Below are 24,184 nucleotides of genomic sequence, written 5' to 3'. Positions count from 1 at the left end.
ACCCTCACCCCATATCTTTGCGCCGGGCATGACAACTCCACGACGGAGGGACGTGCGTAATGACCACGTACCGCACCCGACGACACCTCGGGGTCGTATCGCTGCTCCTCCTCGTGCTGGCCGCGGCCCTCGTGCCCACGCCCAGTTCCGCCGCCGGCGGCGACTGGTGGGATCCGGTCGCCCGGCCCGCGCCCGACTCCGGGGTCGATGTCACCGGGGAGCCGTTCAAGGGAACGAACGCCGCCGGTGAGGTACGCGGGTTCGTCGACGCGCACAACCACATCATGGCCAACGAGGCGTTCGGCGGCCGGCTCATCTGCGGCAAGGCCTTCTCCGAGAAGGGGATCGCCGACGCGCTCAAGGACTGTCCCGAGCACTACCCCGACGGCTCGCTCGCCGTCTTCGACTTCATCACCAACGGCGGTGACGGCAGGCACGATCCGGTCGGCTGGCCCACGTTCAAGGACTGGCCCGCGCACGACTCCCTGACCCACCAGCAGAACTACTACGCCTGGATCGAACGCGCCTGGCGCGGCGGACAGCGCGTCATGGTCAACGACCTCGTCACCAACGGCGTGATCTGCTCCGTGTACTTCTTCAAGGACCGCAGTTGCGACGAGATGACCTCCATCCGGCTGCAGGCGAAGCTGACGTACGACATGCAGGCCTACGTCGACGGGATGTACGGCGGGCCGGGCAAGGGCTGGTTCCGGATCGTCACCGACAGCGCGCAGGCCCGTGACGTCATCGCGCAGGGCAAGCTCGCGGTCGTCCTCGGCGTCGAGACCTCGGAACCGTTCGGCTGCAAGCAGGTCCTGGACATCGCGCAGTGCGACAGGGCCGACATCGACGCCGGACTGGACGAGCTGTACGCACTCGGCGTGCGCAGCATGTTCCTGTGCCACAAGTTCGACAACGCGCTGTGCGGCGTGCGCTTCGACGAGGGCGCGCTCGGCACGGCGATCAACGTCGGGCAGTTCCTGTCCACCGGCACCTTCTGGCAGACCGGGACGTGCGCCGGCCCCCAGCACGACAACCCCATCGGTCTGGCGTCCGCGCCCCAGGCCGAGCAGAAGCTCCCCGCCGGCGTCGAGGTCCCGTCGTACGACGAGGACGCCCGGTGCAACGTCCGCGGGCTCACCGAACTCGGCGAGTACGCCGTGCGCGGCATGATGGAACGCAACATGATGCTCGAGATCGACCACATGAGCGTCAAGGCGACCGGGCGGGTGCTCGACATCTTCGAGGCCGCGTCCTACCCCGGCGTGATCTCGTCGCACAGCTGGATGGACCTGAACTGGACCGAGCGGGTCTACGGCCTCGGCGGGTTCGTCGCCCAGTACATGCACGGCTCGGAGGGCTTCATCGCCGAGGCGGACCGCACCGAGGCGCTGCGCGACGAGTACGGCGTCGGCTACGGCTACGGCACGGACATGAACGGCGTCGGCGGCTGGCCGGCCCCGCGCGGCGCGGACGCGCCCGACGCCGTCACCTACCCCTTCCGCAGTGTCGACGGCGGCTCCGTGCTCGACCGGCAGACCACCGGCGAACGCACCTGGGACCTGAACACCGACGGAGCCGCGCACTACGGCCTGGTCCCCGACTGGATCGAGGACATCCGGCGCGTCGGCGGGCAGCACGTGGTGGACGACCTCTTCAAGGGCGCCGAGTCCTACCTCGACACCTGGGGCGCCTCCGAACAGCACCGGGCCGGGGTGAACCTCGCCGACGGCGTCCCGGCCACGGCCAGTTCGGCGGAGTGGAACCCGTTCACCAGCTATGCGCCCGGGCGGGCCGTGGACGGCGACCGGGGCACCCGCTGGGCCAGTGACTGGAGTGACGACCAGTGGCTCCGTGTCGACCTCGGCGCCACCCACCAGGTCGGGCGCGTCACCCTGGACTGGGAGCGCGCGTACGGCACGTCGTACCGCGTCGACCTCTCCACCGACGGCACGAACTGGCGCACCGCCTGGTCCACCGCCTCCGGCGACGGCGGGCTGGAAACGGCCGTGTTCACCCCCGCACCGGCCCGCTATCTGCGCGTGCAGTTCCTGGACCGGGGGACCGAGTGGGGGTACTCGATCCGCGAGGTCGGCGTCCACGGCCGCTGACGCGAAGCTCAACCGCCCTGTGACAACGCCCCGTCGACGAGCTCGCGCACCGTGTCGAGCGCCGTGGCCCGGTCGGCGGGGACGAGTCCGATGCGGGTGCGGCGGTCGAGCAGGTCCTCCTCGTCGAGCGCCCCCTCGTGGCGCAGGGACCAGAGCAGCTCGGCGCCGGTGACCGGATACCCGGGCAGCACCGGCTCGCCCAGCCGGGCATCCCGCGCGCCGAGCGCGTGCACGGCCGGTGCCTCGGTGCCGTACCGCCGGACGAGACGGCGGGGCGCGGGCAGTTCGGCGAGGACGTGCGGCGGCGCGGCGCCCACCAGGGGCAGGGACGCGGTGGGGGACGGGCCGGCCGGCAGCCCCCGGGCGCGGACGGCGGTGTCGACGGCGTCCTCGGCCATCCGCCGGTACGTGGTGAGCTTGCCGCCGACGACGGTGACGACGCCCTCGGAGGAGGTGAGCACCGCGTGGCGCCGTGAGATGTCGGCGGTCCTCGGTGCCGTGCCGGAGTGTGCCGCCGTCGTGTCCAGCAGGGGGCGCAGTCCGGCGAAGGCGCCGACCACGTCGGCACGGCGGACCGGCGCGTGCAGGACGGAGCACAGGACGTCGAGGAGGAAGCCGATGTCCGTCTCGGGTGCCCGGGGGACGTCGGGGATGTCGCCGTCCACGGGTTCGTCGGTGAGGCCGACGTAGACCCGGCCGTCGTCCTGGGGCAGGACGAGGACGAAGCGGTTGCTCTCCCCGGGGATCGGGATGTGCAGCCCCGCGGTCAGGGGGCCGAGGCTCTCGGGGCGCAGGACGAGGTGGGTGCCCCGGGAGGGCCGGATCCGGACGCCGTCGACGAGGCCGCCCGCCCAGACACCGGACGCGTTGATCACCGCGCGGGCGCGGATCCCGCCCTCCTCGCCGGTGAGTTCGTCACGGACGCGGGCGCCCGTCGAGGTCAGCTCCAGGGCCCGGACCCGGGTCAGGATCCGCGCCCCGCGCCCCGCGGCCGTACGGGCGAGGGCGGTCACCAGACGGGCGTCGTCGGTGAGCCGGCCGTCCCAGGACAGCAGGCCGCCGCGCAGACCGTCGCGCCGCAGCGCGGGCGCGAGATGACGGGTCTCCACCGCGGAGAGCCGGCGCGGCGGGGGCAGGGTGGCCCGCGCCGTGCGGGCGGCCAGGCGCAGCGTGTCCCCGGCCCGGAACCCGGCCCGCGCCAGGGCGGCCTGACCGCGCGAGACCAGCGGGGTGAGGGGCAGCACGAACGGCTGGGCCCCTACGAGGTGGGGCGCGGTGCGCTCCATCAGCACCCCGCGTTCGACCGCGCTCTCGTGGGCGACGTCGAGCCGTCCGGAGGCGAGGTAGCGCAGCCCTCCGTGGATGAGCTTGCTGCTGAAGCGGGAGGTGCCGAAGGCCAGGTCGTGGGCGTCGACGGCGACCACGCTCAGACCGCGGGCCGCGGCGTCCAGGGCGGCCCCCGCGCCCGTGGCGCCGAGACCGACGACCAGCACGTCGACGACGGGTCCGCCGATGGAGTCGGCCAGTTCACGCGCGCGCCGGCCGGCGGACAGGGAGAAGGCGGAGGCGGGGCCACCGGGGGAGTTCATGGTGTGAGGGTCCTCTCCAGGATGTCGCGCAGCTCGCCGAGGAAGGCCTCGGAGGCGAGTTCGGGGTCGTCCTCGTCGGTCATGGTCCGCAGGGACAGGGTGAAGGACTGCACGATCAGCAGCACCGACCGCGCCTGCCGTTCGGGATGGACGGCGCGCACCGAGCCGTCGGCGTGTCCCTCGCGCAGGGAGCCGGCCAGCAGTTCCAGCAGGGCCTCCTGGCTCGCCCCGCGACGGTCCAGCACATAGGGCAGGAGCAGTTCGGGGTCCACGTCGAGGATCTTCCGGAAGAGCGGATGGGCGCCGAAGGCGCGGACCGCCGCCACCAGCCCCTCGGTGATCAGGTCGCGGGTGGGCACTCCCGGCTCGCGCTCGGGGATCGCCCCGGTGGCCACCGCGATCCACTCCCGGGTCATCAGGTCGCCGACCAGCGACCGCACATCGGGCCACCGCCGGTACAGCGTCATCCGGGAGACCCCGGCGCGGCGGGCCACGTCGGTGAGCGTGGTGCGGCGGACCCCGACGGCCAGGACGCAGTCCCGCACCGCGTCGAGCACCGCGTCGTTGTCCGAACCGCCGGAACCGTTGTGACGAATAGGCGTCATGTGTCACAGTGTAACGCCACGGCGGCCGTCGGGCGACCTCGACGGCCGCGCTCATTCCGACCGACCGGTGAGGACGACAGTCATGGACATGCTGTGGAGCGGCTGGGGAGACCCGGCCGAGGCGACGCCGCTGCCCGACACGGTGATCGGGCTGCTGCGCGATCTGCTCGGCGTGAAGCCGCGCGAGGCCGGACCCGTCGCCCTCGAGGACCTGACCGTCCCGGAGAGCCCGCTGGCGCCCGCCGCACGCCGCGCCCTGATCGCGGCCCTGGGCGGCGAGGCCCATGTGCGCACCGACGCCGAGACGCGCATCCGGCACACCCGCGGCAAGTCCACCCCCGACCTGCTGCGCATCCGTGAGGGTGACCTCGCCGCCGTCCCGGCCGCCGTCCTCCTGCCCGGCGGTCACGACGAGGTGCTCGCCGTCCTGCGGGTGTGCGCCGAGCACGGCCTGCCGCTGGTGCCGTTCGGCGGCGGCACCTCCGTCGTCGGCGGCCTCGCCCCCGAACCGCGCGGCACCTTCGTCGCCCTGGACCTGCGGCGCATGGACGGCCTGCTCGCCCTCGACCCGGTCTCCCGCACCGCCACCCTGGGGCCCGGCCTCCGTGCCCCGCGGGCCGAGGCGCTGCTCGCCGAACACGGCTTCACCCTCGGCCACTTCCCCCAGTCCTACGAGTGGGCCACCATCGGCGGCTTCGCCGCCACCCGCTCCAGCGGCCAGGCATCCGCCGGCTACGGCCGCTTCGACGAGATGGTGCTCTCCCTCACCCTCGCCACCCCCGAGGGCACCCTCGACACCGGCCGCGCCCCGCGCTCGGCCGCCGGACCCGACCTGCGCCAGCTCGTCCTCGGCTCGGAGGGCGCGTTCGGCGTCATCACCTCCGTGACCGTACGCGTCCGGCCCGTCCCGCAGGCCCGCGTCCACGAGGGCTGGCACTTCCCCACGTTCGAGGAGGGGGCCACCGCCCTGCGCCGGCTCGCCCAGGACGGACCGCGGCCCACCGTGCTGCGCCTGTCCGACGAGACCGAGACGCTGATCGGCCTGGCGAACCCGGACGCGATCGGCTCCGGGGCGCAACAGGCCGCCGGCTGCACGGCGATCGCGGGGTACGAAGGCACGGAGGAGGACACGGAGTACCGCAGGGAGCGCGCGGCGGCCGTCCTGCGCGCGTGCGGCGGCACCCCCCTGGGCGAGGAGCCGGGCCGGCGCTGGGCACACGGCCGCTACTCGGCCCCGTACCTGCGCGACGCGCTCCTGGACGCCGGGGCCTTCGCGGAGACGCTGGAGACGGCGGCCTTCTGGTCCCGCGCCCCCGGGCTGTACGCCTCCGTCCGCGACGCGCTCACCGCCACCCTCACCGAGGCCGGCACCCCGCCGCTGGTCATGTGCCACATCTCGCACGTCTACGAGAACGGCGCCTCGCTCTACTTCACCGTGGTCTCCGCCCAGGGCGAGGACCCCGTGGCGCACTGGACCCGCGCCAAGCACGCCGCCAACGAGGCGATCCTCGCCGCCGGCGGCACGATCAGCCACCACCACGGGGTGGGCACCGACCACCGGGACTGGTACGTCCGCGAGGCGGGCCCCCTCGGCATCGACGCCCTGCGCGCCGTGAAGCGGCGGCTGGACCCGGCGGGGCTGCTCAACCCCGGCGTCCTGCTGCCCGCCGACTGACCCGGAACCCCTGACCGCCCCGTCCCCATCCCGTCGGCCCGCCCGGAGGCACCCCGATGCGCCAGTTCACCGCCGTCGTCAACCCCACCGCGGGCGCGGCCACCGGAGCGGCGGCCCTGCTCGCCCTGGCCAGGCACCTCCGCGAGGAGGGAGCCGACCTGCGGACCGAGTACAGCCGCAGCCTGGCCCACGCGCGGGAACTGGCCCGCGAGGCCGGACGGCAGGGGCGGGTCGTGCTCGCCGTCGGCGGGGACGGCATCGCGGGAGGTGTCGGCGGCGCCCTCAGCGGAACGGGCGCGACGCTCGGCCTCGTCCCGGCCGGCCGGGGCAACGACTTCGCCCGCGCGCTGGGGCTGCCCCGGGACCCGGCGGACCTGGCCCGCGTCCTGCTCCACGCCGAGCCACGGAAGGTCGACACGATCGAGGTCACCTCGGCCGTCCACGACCGCACCGTCGTCCTCGGCAGCGTGTACGCCGGTGTGGACGCGCTCGCCAACCGCCACGCCAACCGGTCCAGGCTGCTGCGGGGCTCCGCGTCCTACTACGCGGGCGGCCTGCGGGCCGTCACCACCTGGCGGCCCGCCCGCTACCGGGTCACCGTCGACGGCGAGGAGCACCCGCACACCGGGTACACGGTGGTGGCCGCCAACTCCGGCTACTACGGTTCCGGCCGCGTCATCGCCCCCGACGCCCGCGTGGACGACGGACTGCTGGACGTCGTCATGATCCGTCAGGCGCCCCGGCGGCTGTTCTTCGCCCTGATGAACGAGCTCAGGACCGGCGCACACGTCCGTCGGCCCCAGGTGCGGATCCTGCGGGGTGAGGAGGTCCGCATCGAGGCCGACCGGGAGATCCCCTACGGCACCGACGGGGAGGTCGACGCCGTCCTCCCCGTCACGGCCAGGGTCCTGCCCGGAGCCCTGCGCGTCCTGTACTGACCGCCGGTCAGGACTCGGTGCCGTGGTAGCGCTGGGCCAGCCGGGCGAGCGCCACGGCGCCGAGCAGCAGTCCGAAGTCGCGCAGCGCGACGTCGTAGTAGCCGGACAGTGTGAGCAGGTTGACGATGATGCCCGCGAGCCAGCCGGCGACCAGCCAGCCCCCGAAGCGCGGCGCGATGCCCACGACGACACCGGCCACGATCTCGATCACCCCCACCGCGTACATCGCCGACTGCGCGCTGCCCGGGACGATGTCGTTGATCCACGGCGCGAGGTAGGCGGGCCAGTCGACGAGGAGATTCGCGAACTTGTCCAGTCCGAACAGGACCGGCGCCACGGTGAAGCCGGTGCGGAGGACGACGTACGCCTGGTAGCCGGGGTCGCTGAGCGCGGCCCGCCGGGACGTGACCGACGTGCCGCTCGTGGTTGTGGAGGCCATGGCCTGCACCCTTCTTCTATCGGCAACTCTCATTAACGATAGAAGCGCGGATCCGCTCTTTAGTCAATGGCTGTTGCTTTTACACTGGTGTTCGTGGATGACACGGAAGAAGTACGCGACAAGGACATCGCGGCGATCTCGGCCATTGCCGCTCTCGACGAGCCCACCCGCCGGCGGCTCTACGACTACGTGGTGGGCCGGCGCCACCCGGTCGGCCGGGACGAGGCGGCCGAGGCGCTCGGACTGGCCCGGCAGACCGCGGCCTTCCACCTGGACCGGCTGGCCGCGGAGCACCTGCTCGACGTGCTCCGCGTCCGGCGCAGCGGACGCACCGGACCGGGCGCGGGCCGCCCGGCCAAGCTCTACCGCCGCTCGGCCGCGCAGATCGCCGTCAGCCTCCCGGACCGGCGCTACGAACTCGCCGGCCGGCTGCTGGCCCAGGCCGTGGAGGAATCCGCCGCCGGCGGGGAACCCGTGCGCGACGTACTGCACCGCAGGGCGCGGGAACTGGGCGTACGACTGGGGACGGACGGCGACGGGAGGGAGGTCTTCCGCGTGCTGGAACGGTACGGCTTCGAGCCGCGCCACGACGGCGGGTCCGTCGTCCTGGGCAACTGCCCCTTCCACGCACTGGCCCGCGCGCACACGCAGACGGTGTGCGGCATGAACCTGCACCTGACGCGCGGAGTCCTCGAAGGACTCGGCGAAACGGGGTTCGAGGCCTGTCTGGCGCCGGAACCGGGCCGGTGCTGCGTCCGCCTGGAGCCCGCCGCCTGAACCCGCCGCGAGGAGGCGCGCCATGACCCCGCGTGAGCTGTCGACCTTCGGCCACGGCACCGCCGGCCGGGACGCTCTGGTCCGGCTGCTGAACGACGCGGGGATCGCCGCCGTCGTGGACGTCCGGATCGGCCCCGGCAGCCGCCGCGATCCCGACCTGGCGCGAGCACGGCTGGCCGTATGGCTGCCCGAGGCGGGCATCGCCTACCGCTGGGAACGGGACCTGGGCGGCTTCCGCAAACCGCCGCCCGACTCGCCCGACACCGTCTGGCGCAACGACTCCTTCCGCGGCTACGCCGCCCACACCCGCACCCCCGGGTTCGTCACCGCGATGGACACCCTGCTGGAACAGGCCGCCCGCGAGCCGACCGCGGTGATGTGCGGCGAATCCGTGTGGTGGCGGTGCCACCGGCGGCTCATCGCCGACTTCGCCGTCCTGGCCCGCGACGTCCCCGTACGTCACCTGATGCACGACGGACGCCACACCCGGCACAGCCCCACACCGGGCGCACGCCTGCGCGACGACGGACTGCTGGTCTACGACGACACCGAAGCCGCGACACGTCGGACGGCGGCGGGACGCAACTCGGGAGCCACCCGCCGTTACCGGACGTGACCCAAGACTGGACCCGTTCGTTCTCTGGAGTTATTCGCGTCTCGGGCTATAGGTTCGGCGCATGACCGCATCCCGGCCGCCGACCACCGCCGAGGAGCTCCGCGGAGCGGGCCTGCGCGCGACGGCCGCCCGCGTCGCCCTCCTCGACACCGTCCGCGAGGGCGGCCACCTCGGAGTCGAGGCGCTCGCCTCCGAAGTGCGCCGGCGCATAGGGCAGGTCTCCCTGCAGGCGGTGTACGAGGCGCTGAACGCGCTCACCGGGGCGGGGCTGGTACGCCGTATCGAGCCGGCCGGCAGCCCCGCCCGCTACGAGGGCCGGGTCGGGGACAACCACCACCACGCGGTGTGCCGTTCCTGCGGCGTCGTCGCCGACGTCGACTGCGCGGCCGGTGACGCGCCCTGTCTGACCCCGCCCGACGGTCACGGTTTCGCGATCGACGAGGTCGAGGTCGTCTTCTGGGGCCTGTGCCCCGACTGTTCCACCTCCCGCAGTAGCTGAACTGCGCGAACGTTTCCGCCCGGAAGGACTCCCATGACCGAGAACCATGACGCGATCGTCACCGAACCCAAGACGGAGGAAGCGGGGGGCTGCCCGGTCGCGCACGGGCGCGCCCCGCACCCCACCCAGGGCGGCGGAAACCGCCAGTGGTGGCCCGAGCGCCTCAACCTGAAGATCCTCGCCAAGAACCCGGCCGTGGCGAACCCGCTCGGCGAGGACTTCGACTACGCCGAGGCGTTCTCGGCCCTCGACCTTCCGGCGGTGAAGCGGGACATCGCCGAGGTACTGACCACCTCGCAGGACTGGTGGCCGGCCGACTTCGGCCACTACGGCCCCCTCATCGTCCGCATGGCCTGGCACAGCGCGGGCACCTACCGCATCAGCGACGGCCGCGGCGGCGCCGGGGCCGGCCAGCAGCGCTTCGCCCCGCTCAACAGCTGGCCCGACAACGCCAACCTCGACAAGGCCCGGCGCCTGCTGTGGCCGGTCAAGAAGAAATACGGCAAGAGCCTGTCCTGGGCCGACCTGCTGATCCTCTCCGGCAACGTCGCCCTGGAGTCGATGGGCTTCACGACCTTCGGCTTCGCCGGCGGCCGCGCCGACGTCTGGGAGCCGGAGGAGGACGTCTACTGGGGCCCCGAGTCCACCTGGCTCGGCGACGAGCGCTACACCGGCGACCGTGAGCTGGAGAGCCCGCTCGGCGCCGTCCAGATGGGCCTCATCTACGTCAATCCCGAGGGCCCCAACGGCAACCCGGACCCGATCGCCTCGGCCCGCGACATACGCGAGACGTTCCGCCGCATGGCGATGAACGACGAGGAGACCGTCGCCCTGATCGCGGGCGGCCACACCTTCGGCAAGACCCACGGCGCCGGCCCGGCCGAGCACGTCGGCGACGACCCCGAGGCCGCCGGCTTCGAGGAGCAGGGCCTGGGCTGGAAGAGCACCTTCGGCACCGGCAAGGGCGGTGACACGATCACCAGCGGTCTCGAGGTGACGTGGACCAACACGCCGACGACCTGGGACAACAGCTTCTTCGAGATCCTCTTCGGCTACGAGTGGGAGCTGTTCAAGAGCCCCGCCGGCGCCCACCAGTGGCGGCCGAAGGACGGCGCGGGGGCCGGCACCGTGCCCGACGCCCACGACCCGTCGAAGAGCCACCAGCCGACGATGCTGACGACGGACCTCGCGCTCCGCCTCGACCCGGTCTACGGCCCGATCTCGCGGCGCTTCCTGGAGAACCCGGACGAGTTCGCGGACGCCTTCGCCCGCGCCTGGTTCAAGCTCACCCACCGCGACATGGGCCCCAAGTCGCTGTACCTCGGCCCGGAGGTGCCCTCCGAGACCCTGGTGTGGCAGGACCCGCTGCCGGAGCGCACGTACGACCTGATCGACGCCGCGGACATCGCCGCCCTCAAGGAGCGGATCCTCGCCTCGGGCCTGTCGGTGTCCGATCTGGTGTCGACGGCGTGGGCGTCGGCCTCGTCCTTCCGCGGCAGCGACAAGCGCGGTGGCGCCGACGGCGCGCGCGTCCGTCTGGAGCCGCAGCGCGGCTGGGAGGCCAACGACCCCGACCGGCTGGCGGCGGTGCTGCGCACCCTGGAGGGCGTCCAGGAGTCCTTCAACTCCGCGCAGAGCGGCGGCAAGGGGGTCTCGCTCGCCGACCTGATCGTGCTGGCCGGTGCCGCGGGCGTCGAGAAGGCCGCCAAGGACGGCGGCTTCGACATCGAGGTGCCGTTCACGCCGGGCCGCGTGGACGCCGCGCAGGAGCAGACGGACACGGAGTCGTTCTCCGCGCTCGAGCCGACCGCCGACGGCTTCCGCAACTACCAGGGCAAGGGCAACCGCCTGCCGGCCGAGTTCCTGCTGCTGGACAAGGCCAACCTGCTGACGCTGAGCGCCCCCGAGATGACCGTCCTCGTCGGCGGTCTGCGGGTGCTGGGCGCGACCCACCAGCAGTCCTCGCTCGGCGTGCTCACCACGGCCCCCGGCACCCTGACCAACGACTTCTTCGTCAACCTGCTCGACCTGGGCACGACGTGGAAGTCGACGTCCGAGGACCAGACCACGTTCGAGGGCCTCGACGCGGCCACCGGCGAGGTCAAGTGGACCGGCACCCGTGCCGACCTGGTGTTCGGATCGAACTCCGAGCTGCGTGCGCTCGCGGAGGTCTACGCGAGCGACGACGCCAAGGAGAAGTTCGTGAAGGACTTCGTCAAGGCGTGGGACAAGGTCATGAACCTCGACCGGTTCGACCTCGTCTGATCCCCGGCCCCGCTGATCCGGGCCGGCCCTCCGGGGGCCGGCCCGGACGTGCGTCGGCCCCGGGATGCGGGCGGGCCGCCCTGCCACCAGGCTGGAACCGAACCGACCGCCACCTGAAGGAGGCGCCTGGGATGGGCAAGGGCAGCGACCGCGGGAAGAACCTCCACCAGGGCGAAGAGGTCGCCTGGAGCAGCCACGGCAGCGAGACGACGGGCAAGGTCGAGAAGAAGATCACCGAGCGCACCGAGGCGGCCGGGCGCACGGTCGCCGCCTCCGAGGAGGAACCGCAGTACGAGGTGCGCAGCGACAAGTCGGGCAAGCCGGCGGTCCACAAGCCCTCCGCGCTCAGGAAGAAGAAGTGAGCGCGATGGAGGCGGACCGCGAGGACGAGACCTGGGACGAGTTCCGCGAGCTGGTCAACATGAAGCCGGCCGACCTCGAACGGTGGCTCGAGTCGGAGGAGTCCCGCAGCGCGGGTCAACACGCGGACGGCGGCGAGTCGACCGGTCACGCGTCCGGCCGCCGTATCGTCGGCATCCTCCGCTCCGGGAGGAAGGACCTCTCCGACGACGACTACGCGCACATGCGCAAGGTGGTCGGCTACATCCGCCGCCATCTCGCCCAGCGCCCGTCCGGCGACGTACGCGACACGCGCTGGCGCCACTCGCTGATGAACTGGGGCCACGACCCGCTCGACGACGCGTCCTGACACCACCGCCCACGGACCTCCGAGGGGCGCAAACCCGCGCGGGATCCGTCCCGGTGGGGCCGGCCGGTGAACACGACCACCGTGCACCGTCGCAGTGTTGTCCTCACCGCACCCGCCACGGCGACCACTGCCGCGTGCGAGGGACAGCGGCGCGACGCACCGGCACGGCACGCGTCATCGGGGAGACCGGGAGTGGACTCACGGGAGGACGTCGCGCATGTCGGCTCGTGGGACGGGCGCGACATCACGGAGGCGGTCCACCCGACCCTCGCCCACTACCTTCACCACATCGCCGACCGCATGTGAGCCCCGCAGGTGTGACACCGGGGAAACGGGCCATCCATGAGGGGAGCAGAACCACTCGACGCGAGGAGTGTCCGCGTATGGGAACCGTCGTCCACGTCCCGCAGACCCGGGACATGATCGGAGAGGAACTCTCCGGAGACGAGGCGTTCGCCGCGCTGCGGCACTACGGGGGCCTGCGGCTGCTGACCGACTCCTTCGCCCGCTTCCGCTACGCGGACGGCTTCTCCAACGCGCGGGCGCTCGCCTTCCAGGTCGTCCTCGGCCTGGTGCCGTTCACCGTGGCGCTGGTCGGCCTGGCGACCTCCGTGCACACCGAGAGCGTGGGACGGGTCATCGAACTCGCCCTCGGCCGGATCGTGCCCGGCGCCAGCGCCGACATCGTCGAGGACGCCTTCGAGGGGACCCGGCGCAGCGCCCACGACGACTTCGGGAGCACGCTGGCGCTCTGGCTCGGCCTGAGCTTCGCCCTGCTGAACCTCGCCTCCGCCATGGGCCAGATCGAGCGGGGCGCCAACCGCATCTACGGGATCGAACGCGACCGCCCCTTCCCCCGCAAGTACGGCAGGGCCGTCCTCCTCGCGCTCACCGCGGGCCTGCCGCTGGTCCTCGGGTTCGTCGTGCTCGTCGCCGGTGACGCGGTGAGCGACGCGGTGGTCCGGGTGGCCGGGGGATCCGGCGGCGGCACGGGGTGGTGGACCGCGCTGGAGCTGCCGGTGGGGCTGGCGCTGGCGTGGGTCGCCTCGGCGGTGATCTTCCGCTGGTCACCCCGGCGGGCCCAGCCCGGCTACACCTGGCTGGCCTTCGGCTCGGCCGTGCATCTGCTGCTGTGGGTCGCGGCGACATGGCTGCTCGCGCTGTACGTCGAGGGCAGCGGGGCGTTCGGCGCCCTGTACGGGCCGCTCACCGCGTTCATCGCGCTGCTGCTGTGGGCGTACCTCACCGCCGTCGCCCTCCTCCTCGGCATCGCGTTCGCGGCCCAGCTCGAAGCGGCGCGCGCCGGTGTCGACGCGGCGGTCCGCCCGGACCCGGGACCGGGCGCCTGACCGGCCAGGGCGAACACATCGGTGGGGAACTTGGGCGTGGCGCCCGCGCGTTGTCGGTGTGAGGTTGCACAATGATCGGAAAAGGAGATCAACTCCGGCGCCGCGCTGGGTAGACGGTCTCGTATCCCGGCTCCGGAAAGGTCCTGCTGATGCTCGCCACCGTCGACCGCCCCCACACCCTCATCGCCCTGCCGACCGCGCGCCGCCGACCGGATCACCGTCGCGGCGGACCGATAACGACCGAGTTCCCGGCCGTCCCTTCCCGCCCGCGCCCCCCGGCGGGCACCACCCGCACCGACGTGCTGCGCATCATCTCCGACCCCCGCACTCCCACGTACGTCACCGAGTACGCCAACGGCCGCCGCAGGTACAGCTACTGGCGCCCGCTCGACTCGGCCACCGGCACCGGGGGCTGCTACGCCGCCCTGCCCACCGCCGAATGCGACGCGCTGCACGCGGCCGGGCGGATCACCCTCGGCGAGCCAGTCGTGGACCCCAACCGCACGACGTACCGCGTCCGCACCGCCACCCGCGCCCAGTCGGCCACCCGCGCCCAGTCGGCCACGCGTGCCGAGCCGGCCCCCCGCGTCCGGCCCGAGCCGACACGTCCGGTACGGGAGCGCGCCCGCGTGGCCTGACCGGGGCACGGGACGGCTGCACCCTGGTTCGGCTGTGCCGTGGGCGTGCGCCCGTGGCCGAATTCATGTCCTGCTGCCGATCGGGACGGCAGCACGGTCGCAAGTCGCCCGAAACTTTCGCTCGCGGCGCCCTGTGCCGACGTGGTGTTTTGAGGTGAGGTCTTCGGCATCGGAGCAGATCGCGCGGCTTCCGGCTTTCGACAGGGGTTCGAAAGAGTCAATCTGAAACGAGCCTGTCGGTGTCGTTGTCATACCCCTGAAGACGTTTCTAGCCTGGGAGCGCTCCCACCCCTCTGGAGGTACCGATGCGCTTCCCCCGACACCGGGCCTGGGCCTGGGCCGCCGCGGTCTTCGCGGTAGCCGTGAGCCTGGCCGTCGCCGCTCTCTTCCCACGGCCGGGCGCCGCCGACACCCTCGTTCCCGTCGCGGCGGAACCCGGCGTCGAGGACGACGGCGCCGACTGCGCCGTCGCCGACACCGGACCCCTCACCTCCAACTCCAGGCTCCCCGACCCCTTCCGGAAACTGGACGGCACACGCATCTCCACCAGGTCCGACTGGCGCTGCCGGCGCGCGGAGATCCGGGAGCTGGCGGAGAGGCACGTCTACGGGCAGAAGCCCGCCAGGCCCGAGAGCGTCACGGGCACGGTGTCGCGCACCGGCATCACGGTGCGGGTGACGCACCAGGGCAGGAGCGCGAGCTTCTCCGCGAGCGTCGACCTGCCGAGCGGTACCGGCCCGTTCCCCGCCGTCGTGGTGCTCGGAGGGCTGGGCGCGGACACCGCCACCATCAAGGGCGCGGGCGCGGCCGTCATCTCCCTCGACCCGTACGCGCTCGGCAAGGAAGGCACATCCCGCAGCAACAAACAGGGCGCGTTCTACGGCCTCTACGGCTCCTCCAGCAGCACCGGCCTGCTCATGGCCTGGTCATGGGGGGTGAGCCGGGTCATCGACGTCATCGAGCAGTCCGACGGCAGCGTGCTCCGCGCGGACGCCACCGGCGTCACCGGTTGCTCACGGTTCGGCAAGGGCGCCTTCGTGGCCGGCGCCTTCGACCAGCGGATCGCGCTCACCATGCCGATCGAGTCGGGCAGCGCCGGCACCGGCATCTTCCGCGGCATCCCCGGTGAGAGCGGCGCACAGCCGCTGAGCAGCGCCTACTCCGAACAGCCCTGGCTGGGCGATGCCTTCGGCTCCTTCACCGGCAGCCCCGACACCCTCCCGGTGGACACCCACGAGATCGTCGGCCTGGTCGCACCGCGCGGACTCCTCGTCATGGAGAACCCGCACGTCGACTGGCTGGGCGCCCGGTCGGGCAGCGTGGCGGCGCTGGGCGGCGCGGAGGTCTACAAGGCGCTGGGCGCGGGCGGCAACATCAGCTACTGGTCCGACGTACAGGACGGCACCCACTGCGCGGCCCGGTCGGAATGGCGCACGCCGCTGCAGCAGAACATCCAGAAGTTCCTGCTGAAGTCCGGCAGCTCCTCGGGGGTGTTCAGGATCTCCCCGGCCAAGTCCGGTGACCTCTCCGCCTGGCGGGACTGGCAGACCCCGAGCCTCGCCGACGGCGGCACGAGCGGAGGCGGCACCGGCGGCGACACGGGAGGCGACACAGGGGGAGACGACGGCGGCAACGGCGGTGACACGGGCGGCGGTCCCGGCACGCCGGGCGACTACTGCACCGCCACCCACCGTACGGTCAACAGCTGGTCCGGCGGCTTCCAGGGCGAGGTGACCGTACGCAACGACGGCAGCGGCGCCCTCGACGGCTGGTCCGTCGGCATGACGCTCGCGTCCGGCCAGTCCATCAGCAGCCTCTGGAACGGCCGGAACACCGGGACCGGCGGGGCGGTCACGGTGCGCAACACCGACTGGAACGGCTCCGTCGCGCCGGGCTCCACGACCACCTTCGGCTTCACGGCCACCGGCAGCTCCTCGACGGCGCCGACCACGCTCACCTGCGACCGTCCATGAAACGTCACCGCCCGGCTTCCGCGTCCCGGGACGCGGAAGCCGGGCGGTACGGAGGCGCCCGTGTCAGGCGATGGACGCCGAAATGACGGCGGACACCGCGAGGTTGCAGGAGGCCGTCACCCAGACCGCCGGGTGGGGTTCGGGCTCGACCAGCGTGGCACCCAGCCGCCCCGGCGTGATGAGATCCACCACCAGGAACGCCACGGCCATCATCACCAGCCCCAGCACGCCGAACGCGGCGGTCGACACCAGCCCCTTGCCGAAGTCCTCGTACGTGGTCCAGATCGACGTGAACACGATGCCGCCGATGCCGAGCAGCGAGGAACTCAGCACCACCGAGGCGTTGCGGTTGCGTTCCTGCCAGATCTGCCGGCCGAGCTTTCCGGGCGTCAGCACGTCGACCAGGACGATGCCGAGGACCAGCAGGACCAGGCCGAGTGCGCCGTAGGCGGTGGCCCGGCCGAGTCCGTTGACGATGTCGCTCATGGGGTTGCCGGCTCCGTAGCGTGAGAGATCGTGAGTGATCGCGGTCAAGGGCGAGCAAAATGTAGCGCACCCGTTCGACACCCTGGCCCGGCGCCCCGTCATGCCCTCCGGCCGATGCCGTCCGCGCGGGCGACGAAGCGGGGGGCGCCGCTGATCCGGTAGAGGAAGGCGTCGTCGCCGACGGCGGTCAGACCGTGGACGGCGAACCGGACGGGCCGGGACCCGGTTCACCGGCGGAGCTCTTCTCTCCCCCGACGGCTTCGGGGCACCGGCCCCCTCGTCCGCCCCGCCGGTGCACCCCACCAGCAGTGTCACCACCCCCGCTCCCCAACGGCCGGTTTTCCCGTAGGCAGTGTGGCGCACGGTGGCGCGGTCGGGCAGCAACTCGACTGCGTACAAAGGTACCTGCTCGGTTCGTCGCCAAGGAGTCATGCCCGCGCACATCCGGGGCATCAGAAGTCCATCGGACGGACCGAGAAGGAGAACCAGTCATGAGCAGGGGCAGTCGCACCCTCACCGCCATGTACATCGCCGTCGCCCTCTGGCTCTCCTTCTGCACCGTACGCACCTGGGGCACCGTCCCCCTCTGGACCACCCTCGCGATGGCGGTCGCCTCGCTCGCTCCCGTGATCGGTGTCGTACGGGAGACCGTCATCGCCGACGAACGGCGCGCCGTCGCCGTCCTGCGGGAACGGGAGGGGCGCCGGGCGGCGTGGCGCGACGCGGCGGCAGCCGTGCTCGCCCAGGCCGAGGTGGAGGTCGCGTGCTGCGAACGCTGGTGGACGTCGTGCGCGACCGAGCACGACCCCGGCTGCGCACACCGGACCTCGTGGGGCACGACGGCGTGAACGGGGACCCGGGGCACGGCCCGGATGTCGCAACCGCCGAATTCTGGTCCGTACCAGGGGCTTGACGCCCTCTTATCTCACTTCTTAAATCAAGTGGTTGCACGTTCACCCCCACAACCTCGGTCGGCGCACCCGTACATCCGGGTCGCCGTACGGAAAGGGAGAGCCATGTCCTCTCCGCGCAGACTCCGCAGATGGCTGATCGCCGCCGTGTCCGCCGCGCTGGTCGCGTCCGGTGCGGCAGGGACCGCGAAGGCGGAACCGGCCGGTGTCACCGCCGCGGCGGCCGTGACGTTCTCGGACACCTTCGACGGGCCCGCCGGCGCGGCGGTCGACTCATCGAAGTGGCAGATCGAGACCGGCGACAACGTCAACAACCACGAACGGCAGTACTACACGTCCGGCAACAAGAACGCCGCCCTGGACGGCCAGGGCCATCTGGTGATCACGGCCCGCAAGGAGAACCCGGCCAACTACCAGTGCTGGTACGGCACCTGCCAGTACACCTCGGCCCGGCTCAACACCTCCGGCAAGTTCACCGCGCAGTACGGGCACGTCGAGGCGCGGATGAAGGTCCCGCGCGGACAGGGCATGTGGCCCGCGTTCTGGATGCTGGGCACACCGGTCAACTGGCCGGACTCGGGCGAGATCGACATCATGGAGAACGTCGGCTTCGAACCCTCCACGGTGCACGGCACGATCCACGGCCCCGGCTACTCCGGATCCGGCGGCATCGGCGCCGGCTACACCCTGCCGGGTGGCCAGGCCTTCGCGGACGCCTTCCACACCTTCGCCGTCGACTGGGCACCGGACTCGATCACCTGGTCCGTGGACGGCAACGTCTACCAGCGGCGCACCCCCGCCGACCTCGGCGGGAAGCAGTGGGTGTTCAACAAGCCGTACTTCCTGATCCTCAACCTGGCGGTCGGCGGCTACTGGCCCGGCGACCCGGACGGCTCCACCGTCTTCCCGCAGCAACTCGTCGTGGACCACGTGTCGGTGACGACCGGTGACTCCCCGGCCGGCGGCGCGATCCGCGGCCTGGCCGGCAAGTGCGTCGACGTCGCCGGGGCCAACACCGCCAACGGCACCCCCGTACAGCTCTACGACTGCAACGGAACCTCCGCCCAGAACTGGACCGTGGGCTCCGACGGCACCATCCGCGCCCTCGGCAAGTGCCTGGACGTCGCCTCGGGCGGCACCGCCGACGGTACGCCGGTCCAGCTGTGGGACTGCAACGGCACCGCCGCCCAGAAATGGGTCGTCACCGCCGCCCGCGACATCGTCAACCCGCAGGCCGACAAGTGCCTGGACGTGACCGGCAACAACTCCGCCAACGCCACCCGCCTGCAGATCTGGACCTGCACGGGCGCGGCCAACCAGAAGTGGACGGTCGGCTGAACCCTCGCCGAGGGCCGAACACACCGCCGCCACGGACCGACCGGTCCGGGGCGGCAGGTGCGTTTCAGCCGTTCACCGTCGGGCTTCGGTGGACGTGAACCACGGGTAGACGGGTACGCCGGGACCCCAGGCGCCGGGGCGACCGCCCGCGTCCTTCGTCACGAAGACGCTCGGCTCGGACGCGGTCACGCCGCCGCCCGCCGAACGTGCCGTGACGAACCACGCGTGGGCCGTGCCCGGCTTGAGGTTCCTCCAGGTCACCGAGGCGACCTCACCGGAGTCGACCCTGTCCCTGCCGATGACGCGCACCGGGTCGTACAGCGCCAGCGAGTCCGTCTTGAACGACGTGGTACGGGTGCTGAGGTCCACCGGCAGCACCATGTTGTCCTCGGTGCCGTCGTAGCGGTGGTCCGCGTCGTACTCGGTGGCGCCGAACTCGTCGAGCAGCGGCGAGTAGGTGTCCACGGTCAACTCGGCCCGGTCGACGTCGAACTGGAGCATCCGGAAGAAGCTCGAGCCGAACCGGAGTTGGTCATCGGGCCGGTAACCGCCCACTTCGGTGAGTCCGAGCCGGTCGGCGGACACGGTGTAGAACTGGTAGTCCGCGAGCAGTTCCACCACACCGTGGGAGACCTCGCCCACCTCGGGCTTCACATTGGTGCCCACACCGTGCTCGTGACCGGCGAGGATCAGGAACACGTTCGGGTTGTCCTGCACCACCGTCTTGTACAGCATCGACCCGTCGGGCGCGGAGAACGGGGCGCCGCGTCCGTCGGGGCTGCTGCTCGGCGCCAGGTAGTCGTGCGAGAGCAGGATGCCGTTGCGGTCGGAGTAGCGGGCGAAGACGGAGGCGGCCCATGCGGCCTCCTCCTTCGTCACCCCGTACGACAGACCCACCACGACGAAGTCGACACCACCGGCGGAGAACAGGTCGTAGTGGTTCTGGTTGTCACCCGGCCGCCAGGGACCGCCGTACTCGGCGTGCCGCCAGCCCTCGGACAGCGCCTGGTAGCGGTCCGGCCCGTAGTACTGGTTGTAGAGGGCGTCCGGTCCGTTCTCGGTGCCCGACTGGTTGTCGTGGTTGCCCGCGATCACACCGTTGGGGACCCCGGCGTCGTCGAGGATCCGCTGCTGCTCCGAGGACACCTCCATCTCGCCCACGACCTGCCGTCGGGTGGCCTCGTCGGCGGGCTTGCGGATGTTGTTCTCGATGATGTCGCCGGTGTGGGCCACGTACGAGATCTTCCGCTCGTCCTTGTTGGCGGCGATCCAGCGCGTGACGTCCCCGTACGCCTTCTCCCACACCGCGCGTTCCGCGGCCGTCTCCTGCTCCACCGCACCCTCGGAGAGGTACTGCGTGTCGGTGAAGTGGACGATCGAGAAGTCGTACGCGTCCGGGTCGGCGAACCGGTCCGGGTCACCGGCGTCGATGTCGTCGGCGAACGGGTCCTCGCCGGTCACCATGACGTGGACCTGCTGCCGGTCGATGTACGCCCGGTCGACGACCGCCGTCAGCACGGTGTCGCCCTCGGCGGCGCCCCGGGCGCTCGTCAGGACGTCCCACTGCTTCGTCGCCGTGTTCCACACGCGCAGCGCGGCGAGCCGTTCGGGGTCGATGACACCCTCCCAGCGCAGCACCGGCGCGTCGGTACGGCCCTTCACACGGACGTCGAACCGCTGGTACGCGACGTCCTGCGCGGCGGGCGCGTCGAGTGTCCTGCCGTCGGCGGGTGCGAGGCCGGTGGCCTTCACCCGGCGCTCGCCCGGCACCCGCAGCGTCGTGGGGACGGAGTCCGCGGTTCCCTCGTACACCTGCTGCGGCGTGAGGATCTCGGCCTCGGAGAACGTGGCGCTCACCTCGCCCCCGTCGGGCTCCGCCACCTCGGCCGACAGCCGGACACTGCGGCCCGCGTCGGTCGTGCCGGCCTTCGGGGTGAGACCCGTGGGGGTGTCCGGAATGCCGGCGGAGGTGAACTTCACTTCACGGGTGCCGGTGTTGCCGAGGCTGTCGGTGCCGGACACCGACAGGGTGTGCTGACCGGCGGACAGGCCCGGCCCAATGGGCGTGCCGGGCTCGACCGGCTTCCCGTCGAGCCTCACCTCGGGTCCGTCGACCACGCCGGACGCGTCCTCCAGCCGTACGTCGAGCACGACCGACGCGGTGATCCGCTGCCCGGCGGCCGGGGTACTGGCGGCGATCCGGGGCGCCGAGTTGTCGGTGACCAGCGTGCGCGTGGCCTTCTCACCGGACCGGGAGGTCGCGGCGAGAGTGTGCTCGCCGTCGTCGATCCGCCGGGTGTCGAGGTCGGCGCGCAGCCCCTGGGCCGCGCCCTCGACGAAGAACTCGAGGTCGATCTCGGTCAGCGGGTTGACGTTGTCGCCGCAGTTCCCGTCGCCGAGACCGTACGAGCCCTTGAGCATCCGCCCGGTGGCGGTGCCGCTCGCCGGGGTGAGGGTGATGCCGGAGACGGCGAAGTCGTCGCGGTTGTCCCCGCATGAGGTGGGGTACGTGCCGGCGACGAAGTCGACGGTGTTCCAGCCGGGTTCGAGCCACTCGTTGGGGAAGGCCAGGTCGACGTGGCGTCCGGCGACGTCGCTCTCCAGTACGTGCTTGCGGCCGTTCACCAGGACGTGGTTCCCGTAGCGGGCCTCGATCGAGTTGCTGCCCACGGTGAAGCCGAGGGTCGCGGTCCCGGCGCCGAGGGTGTCGCTGACGTGCACGGCCGGTGCGTCGATCGAGTAGTGCAGCTCGACCTCCCGCAGGCGCGTGTCACCGCTGCCGCAGGAACCGTCGCCCAGGGCGTAGGAGTCCGCGATGTCCCGGCCCGTGACGGTGCCGCCGTCCAGGGCGAGTTCGAGGTCCGCGATGTCGAAGTCGTCGCGGTTGTCGCCGCAGCTTTCCCGGTAGGCGCTGGTGACGACCTTGACGGTGTTGTCCCCTGGCACCAGATGGCGGGCCGGGATGGCGATCTCCACCCGCTGGCTCACCCAGGTGCCGCCCAGGTCGATCCGCTTGCCGTTGACCAGCAGGTGGTTGTCGTACTTGTCGTCGATCGAGTTCGAGCCGACGTCGAAGGAGAAGGTGGCCGCGCCGCTGCCGAGGTGCGCCTCGGTGACGGGCGCCGCACCGTCCACGGTCAGCGACCCGACGCCGCCGTCGGTTCCGGCCGGGAGGCTCGCGGACACCGTCTGCCGGCCGGCCACCAGCGTGCCGTCCTCGGGCAGCAGCCGGGGCGCGCCCGCGGGCGCATTGTTGACGGTCACGTCGTTCTCGACCGTCTTGCCCGACGCGGTGGTCGCGCCGATGACGTGCGCGCCGTTGCGGAGCTTCGTGGTGTCCAGCTCGGCGCGCAGACCGGTGGTGCCCTGCGGATCGCCCAGCACGAAGAAGGTGAGTGCCGCCTTCGTCCGCAGCGTGGGGTTGGAGCCGCAACTGCCGTCGCCGAAGGAGTAGGTGTACTCGTTCTCCTCGCCGTCGGCCCTCTCGCCGAGCAGATCCAGCCGGATGTCCGAGAGCACGAAGTCGTCGTGGTTGGTGCCGCACGAGCTCTCGACGGTACCGGCGACGACCTCGACCGTGTTCTCGCCCTTGACCAGGTGCCGGTTCGGTATCTCGATCGTGCCCCGTTCGTTGACGAGGTCGCCGATGTCGGCCCGGTAGTCGCCGTTGACCACGATGTGGTTGCGGTAGCGGGCCTCCGTCGAGTTCGAGCCGACGTCGAAGGTGAGCCGGGACACCCCGACCGTCCGCTCCGCGGCGACCTCCTTCCCGTCGACCGCCAGCTTCGTCACGGAGTCGCCGGCGAGCGTCGGCGTGGCCGCGATGTGCTCGGTGCCCTCCAGATAGGTCCCGTCACGGGGGACCAGCGCCGGCAGGCTGGTCCCCTCCGCCGAACCGGCTTGCGCAGGCCGCTCCGGGGCGGCCTGGACCGCCGCCGTGTTCCCGCTCACCAGGAGCAGCGCCGCGAGCGCCACTCCCGTGAGGCGCCGCGCCCCGGACCCGCCGCCCGGCCGTCTTCGCCGCTGTCCTGTCCGCATCAGCAGCCGCCCTCCCTGATCGCCGCACGATGAAGGGCACACCGGCAGTTGCGGGCATGCCCATGGCGAATCCTGGGCGGCGCAGGTGAACGCGGATGAAGCAGCCGTGAACGATCAGCGGAAGGAGGTACGCGACCCGGTCAGCGCCTGAACGCCCAGGCGGTCCTCGGCTCCACCGCCCAGCGGAAGACCCGCCGCACCGGCGGTGTGCACAGCACCGTCACGACCACGGCGGCGACCAGGGTGACCGTGATCTCGCCGAGCGGGCGGTACAGCCAGTCCGGGTCGTACCAGCCCCAGTACTTGCTGACCTGCGCGACGAAACCGTGCAGGAGGTAGCCGTACAGCGTGGCCGCGCCGAGCGCCGTGAACCAGGTCCGCCGTCCCGGCACCCAGGCGAGGAAACAGGCGACGAGGAGCAGCGAGCAGCCGAACAGGACCAGGGTCACGGCGGGGCCGTACCAGGCCGGGGCGGACAGTTCCTGCGCGCTGTCCCCGTGGTAGAGCCAGCCGGACGTCACCCGCGGGACCGCCCAGTACGCCGCGGCCAGTGCCACCGCGAACACCGGGACGGCCAGCATCCGCACCCGGCGGCGGCGCACCATCCGGAAGTGCTCGGGCCGCAGGACGAGACCGAGCACGAAGTACGGCAGGAACTGCAGCATGCGCTGCACGTCGAGGTCCTCGCCGAGCGACGGGGACACCGTCGCCAGCATGGCGACGACGAGCGCGACGGGAACCGGCCACCGCACGAGCTTCCACAGCGGCGTGGTGAGCCGCCACACGAACAACGCGGCCAGGAACCACGTCAGATACAGCGGCTCCAACAGCGTGACCGGCCGGTCGGGGACGCCGTCCGTCCACCGGGTGAAGAAGGTGTACGCCGTCTCGAACACGATGTACGGCAGGACGACGCCGGTGATCAGGCGCTTGACGCGCTCCGGACTGCCGTCGAAGCCGCGCGAGTGGTAGCCCGCGACGACGATGAACGCGGGCATGTGGAACGCGTAGACGAGCATGTACAGCGCGCTGACGGCCCGGCTGCCGTCGCGCAGCGGCTCCCAGGCGTGTCCCACCGCGACCAGCACGATCGCCAGGTACTTGGCGTTGTCGAAGAACGCGTCACGCTGCGGCGCCCGCCGGGACGTGTCGTCCTGTTCGGTACGGGGGACGGCGGCGGGGATGCTGGGCGACGACATCCCAGCCGCCTCACCCGTCCTGCGGGAGG

At 72.0% G+C, this 24,184-nt stretch carries 20 protein-coding genes; 14 read left to right on the top strand and 6 right to left on the bottom strand.

The features are described 5' to 3' along the window. Window positions 1–59: 59 nt before the first annotated feature. Window positions 60–2,111 carry a discoidin domain-containing protein gene (locus AMK33_RS28500; protein ID WP_073935853.1) on the top strand — a complete coding sequence of 684 codons (2,052 nt, stop codon included), beginning with the start codon at window positions 60–62 and terminating at the stop codon, window positions 2,109–2,111. 8 nt (window positions 2,112–2,119) lie between these two features. On the opposite strand, the gene AMK33_RS28495 is transcribed toward AMK33_RS28500, so the two are convergent. Continuing rightward, on the bottom strand, window positions 2,120–3,700 hold the full coding sequence (locus AMK33_RS28495; protein ID WP_073935852.1) for a glycerol-3-phosphate dehydrogenase/oxidase: 1,581 nt from the start codon (window positions 3,698–3,700) through the stop codon (window positions 2,120–2,122). After that, a complete protein-coding gene (locus AMK33_RS28490; protein ID WP_073935851.1) occupies window positions 3,697–4,305 on the bottom strand; it encodes a TetR/AcrR family transcriptional regulator in 609 nt (202 codons plus the stop codon). The genes AMK33_RS28495 and AMK33_RS28490 overlap by 4 nt, the downstream gene beginning before the upstream one ends. An 82-nt stretch (window positions 4,306–4,387) precedes the next feature. Here AMK33_RS28490 and AMK33_RS28485 point away from each other — a divergent pair, with 82 nt between their 5' ends. After that, the gene (locus AMK33_RS28485) at window positions 4,388–5,980 is read left to right on the top strand and encodes an FAD-binding oxidoreductase (RefSeq protein ID WP_073935850.1); all 1,593 of its coding nucleotides are present in this window, start codon (window positions 4,388–4,390) and stop codon (window positions 5,978–5,980) included. 56 nt (window positions 5,981–6,036) lie between these two features. Next, window positions 6,037–6,918, top strand: a complete 882-nt coding sequence (locus AMK33_RS28480) for a YegS/Rv2252/BmrU family lipid kinase (RefSeq protein ID WP_073935849.1) — start codon at window positions 6,037–6,039, stop codon at window positions 6,916–6,918. A 7-nt stretch (window positions 6,919–6,925) separates the two neighbouring features. Here AMK33_RS28480 and AMK33_RS28475 read toward each other — a convergent pair whose 3' ends face one another. Next, entirely contained in the window at window positions 6,926–7,357 is a 432-nt protein-coding gene (locus AMK33_RS28475; RefSeq protein WP_073935848.1) for a hypothetical protein, read from the bottom strand. Window positions 7,358–7,444: 87 nt separating this feature from the next. Here AMK33_RS28475 and AMK33_RS28470 point away from each other — a divergent pair, with 87 nt between their 5' ends. From AMK33_RS28470 to AMK33_RS28430, 9 genes are all read left to right on the top strand, one after another. After that, window positions 7,445–8,134, top strand: a complete 690-nt coding sequence (locus AMK33_RS28470; protein WP_073935847.1) for a helix-turn-helix transcriptional regulator — start codon at window positions 7,445–7,447, stop codon at window positions 8,132–8,134. 22 nt (window positions 8,135–8,156) lie between these two features. Continuing rightward, window positions 8,157–8,750, top strand: coding sequence for a DUF488 domain-containing protein (locus AMK33_RS28465; RefSeq protein WP_073935846.1), 594 nt, complete (start codon window positions 8,157–8,159; stop codon window positions 8,748–8,750). Window positions 8,751–8,811: 61 nt separating this feature from the next. Continuing rightward, window positions 8,812–9,249, top strand: a complete 438-nt coding sequence (locus tag AMK33_RS28460) for a Fur family transcriptional regulator (protein ID WP_073935845.1) — start codon at window positions 8,812–8,814, stop codon at window positions 9,247–9,249. 33 nt (window positions 9,250–9,282) lie between these two features. Then, on the top strand, window positions 9,283–11,514 hold the full coding sequence (gene katG, locus AMK33_RS28455; protein ID WP_073935844.1) for a catalase/peroxidase HPI: 2,232 nt from the start codon (window positions 9,283–9,285) through the stop codon (window positions 11,512–11,514). 131 nt (window positions 11,515–11,645) lie between these two features. Further along, window positions 11,646–11,876, top strand: a complete 231-nt coding sequence (locus AMK33_RS28450; RefSeq protein ID WP_073935843.1) for a DUF2945 domain-containing protein — start codon at window positions 11,646–11,648, stop codon at window positions 11,874–11,876. 5 nt (window positions 11,877–11,881) lie between these two features. Beyond that, window positions 11,882–12,223 carry a DUF3140 domain-containing protein gene (locus tag AMK33_RS28445; protein WP_073935981.1) on the top strand — a complete coding sequence of 114 codons (342 nt, stop codon included), beginning with the start codon at window positions 11,882–11,884 and terminating at the stop codon, window positions 12,221–12,223. Between the two features lie 383 nt (window positions 12,224–12,606). Continuing rightward, complete coding sequence (locus tag AMK33_RS28440) at window positions 12,607–13,572, top strand: YihY/virulence factor BrkB family protein (RefSeq protein ID WP_073935842.1); 966 nt, start codon at window positions 12,607–12,609, stop codon at window positions 13,570–13,572. 149 nt (window positions 13,573–13,721) lie between these two features. Next, window positions 13,722–14,210 (top strand): hypothetical protein, encoded by a 489-nt coding sequence (locus AMK33_RS28435; RefSeq protein WP_073935841.1) that lies wholly within the window; start codon window positions 13,722–13,724, stop codon window positions 14,208–14,210. A 305-nt stretch (window positions 14,211–14,515) separates the two neighbouring features. Next, the gene (locus AMK33_RS28430; RefSeq protein ID WP_073935840.1) at window positions 14,516–16,183 is read left to right on the top strand and encodes a glucuronyl esterase domain-containing protein; all 1,668 of its coding nucleotides are present in this window, start codon (window positions 14,516–14,518) and stop codon (window positions 16,181–16,183) included. A gap of 63 nt (window positions 16,184–16,246) precedes the next feature. Here AMK33_RS28430 and AMK33_RS28425 read toward each other — a convergent pair whose 3' ends face one another. Beyond that, window positions 16,247–16,669 (bottom strand): DUF350 domain-containing protein, encoded by a 423-nt coding sequence (locus tag AMK33_RS28425; RefSeq protein WP_073935839.1) that lies wholly within the window; start codon window positions 16,667–16,669, stop codon window positions 16,247–16,249. 491 nt (window positions 16,670–17,160) lie between these two features. On the opposite strand from AMK33_RS28425, the gene AMK33_RS28420 reads away from it, so the two are divergent. Beyond that, window positions 17,161–17,517, top strand: coding sequence for a hypothetical protein (locus AMK33_RS28420; protein WP_073935838.1), 357 nt, complete (start codon window positions 17,161–17,163; stop codon window positions 17,515–17,517). A 168-nt stretch (window positions 17,518–17,685) separates the two neighbouring features. Next, window positions 17,686–18,918, top strand: a complete 1,233-nt coding sequence (locus AMK33_RS28415) for a glycoside hydrolase family 16 protein (RefSeq protein ID WP_073935837.1) — start codon at window positions 17,686–17,688, stop codon at window positions 18,916–18,918. A gap of 72 nt (window positions 18,919–18,990) precedes the next feature. Here AMK33_RS28415 and AMK33_RS28410 read toward each other — a convergent pair whose 3' ends face one another. Then, a complete protein-coding gene (locus AMK33_RS28410; RefSeq protein ID WP_143203871.1) occupies window positions 18,991–22,956 on the bottom strand; it encodes a metallophosphoesterase in 3,966 nt (1,321 codons plus the stop codon). A 140-nt stretch (window positions 22,957–23,096) separates the two neighbouring features. Then, complete coding sequence (locus AMK33_RS28405) at window positions 23,097–24,155, bottom strand: acyltransferase family protein (RefSeq protein WP_073935835.1); 1,059 nt, start codon at window positions 24,153–24,155, stop codon at window positions 23,097–23,099. Window positions 24,156–24,184: the final 29 nt, after the last annotated feature.

The organism is Streptomyces sp. CB02400 (assembly GCF_001905725.1).
In the GTDB taxonomy this organism is placed as follows: domain Bacteria; phylum Actinomycetota; class Actinomycetes; order Streptomycetales; family Streptomycetaceae; genus Streptomyces; species Streptomyces atrovirens.
Note: the sequence above shows the minus strand (reverse complement) of the source record. Positions and strands in the feature narration are given on the sequence as shown.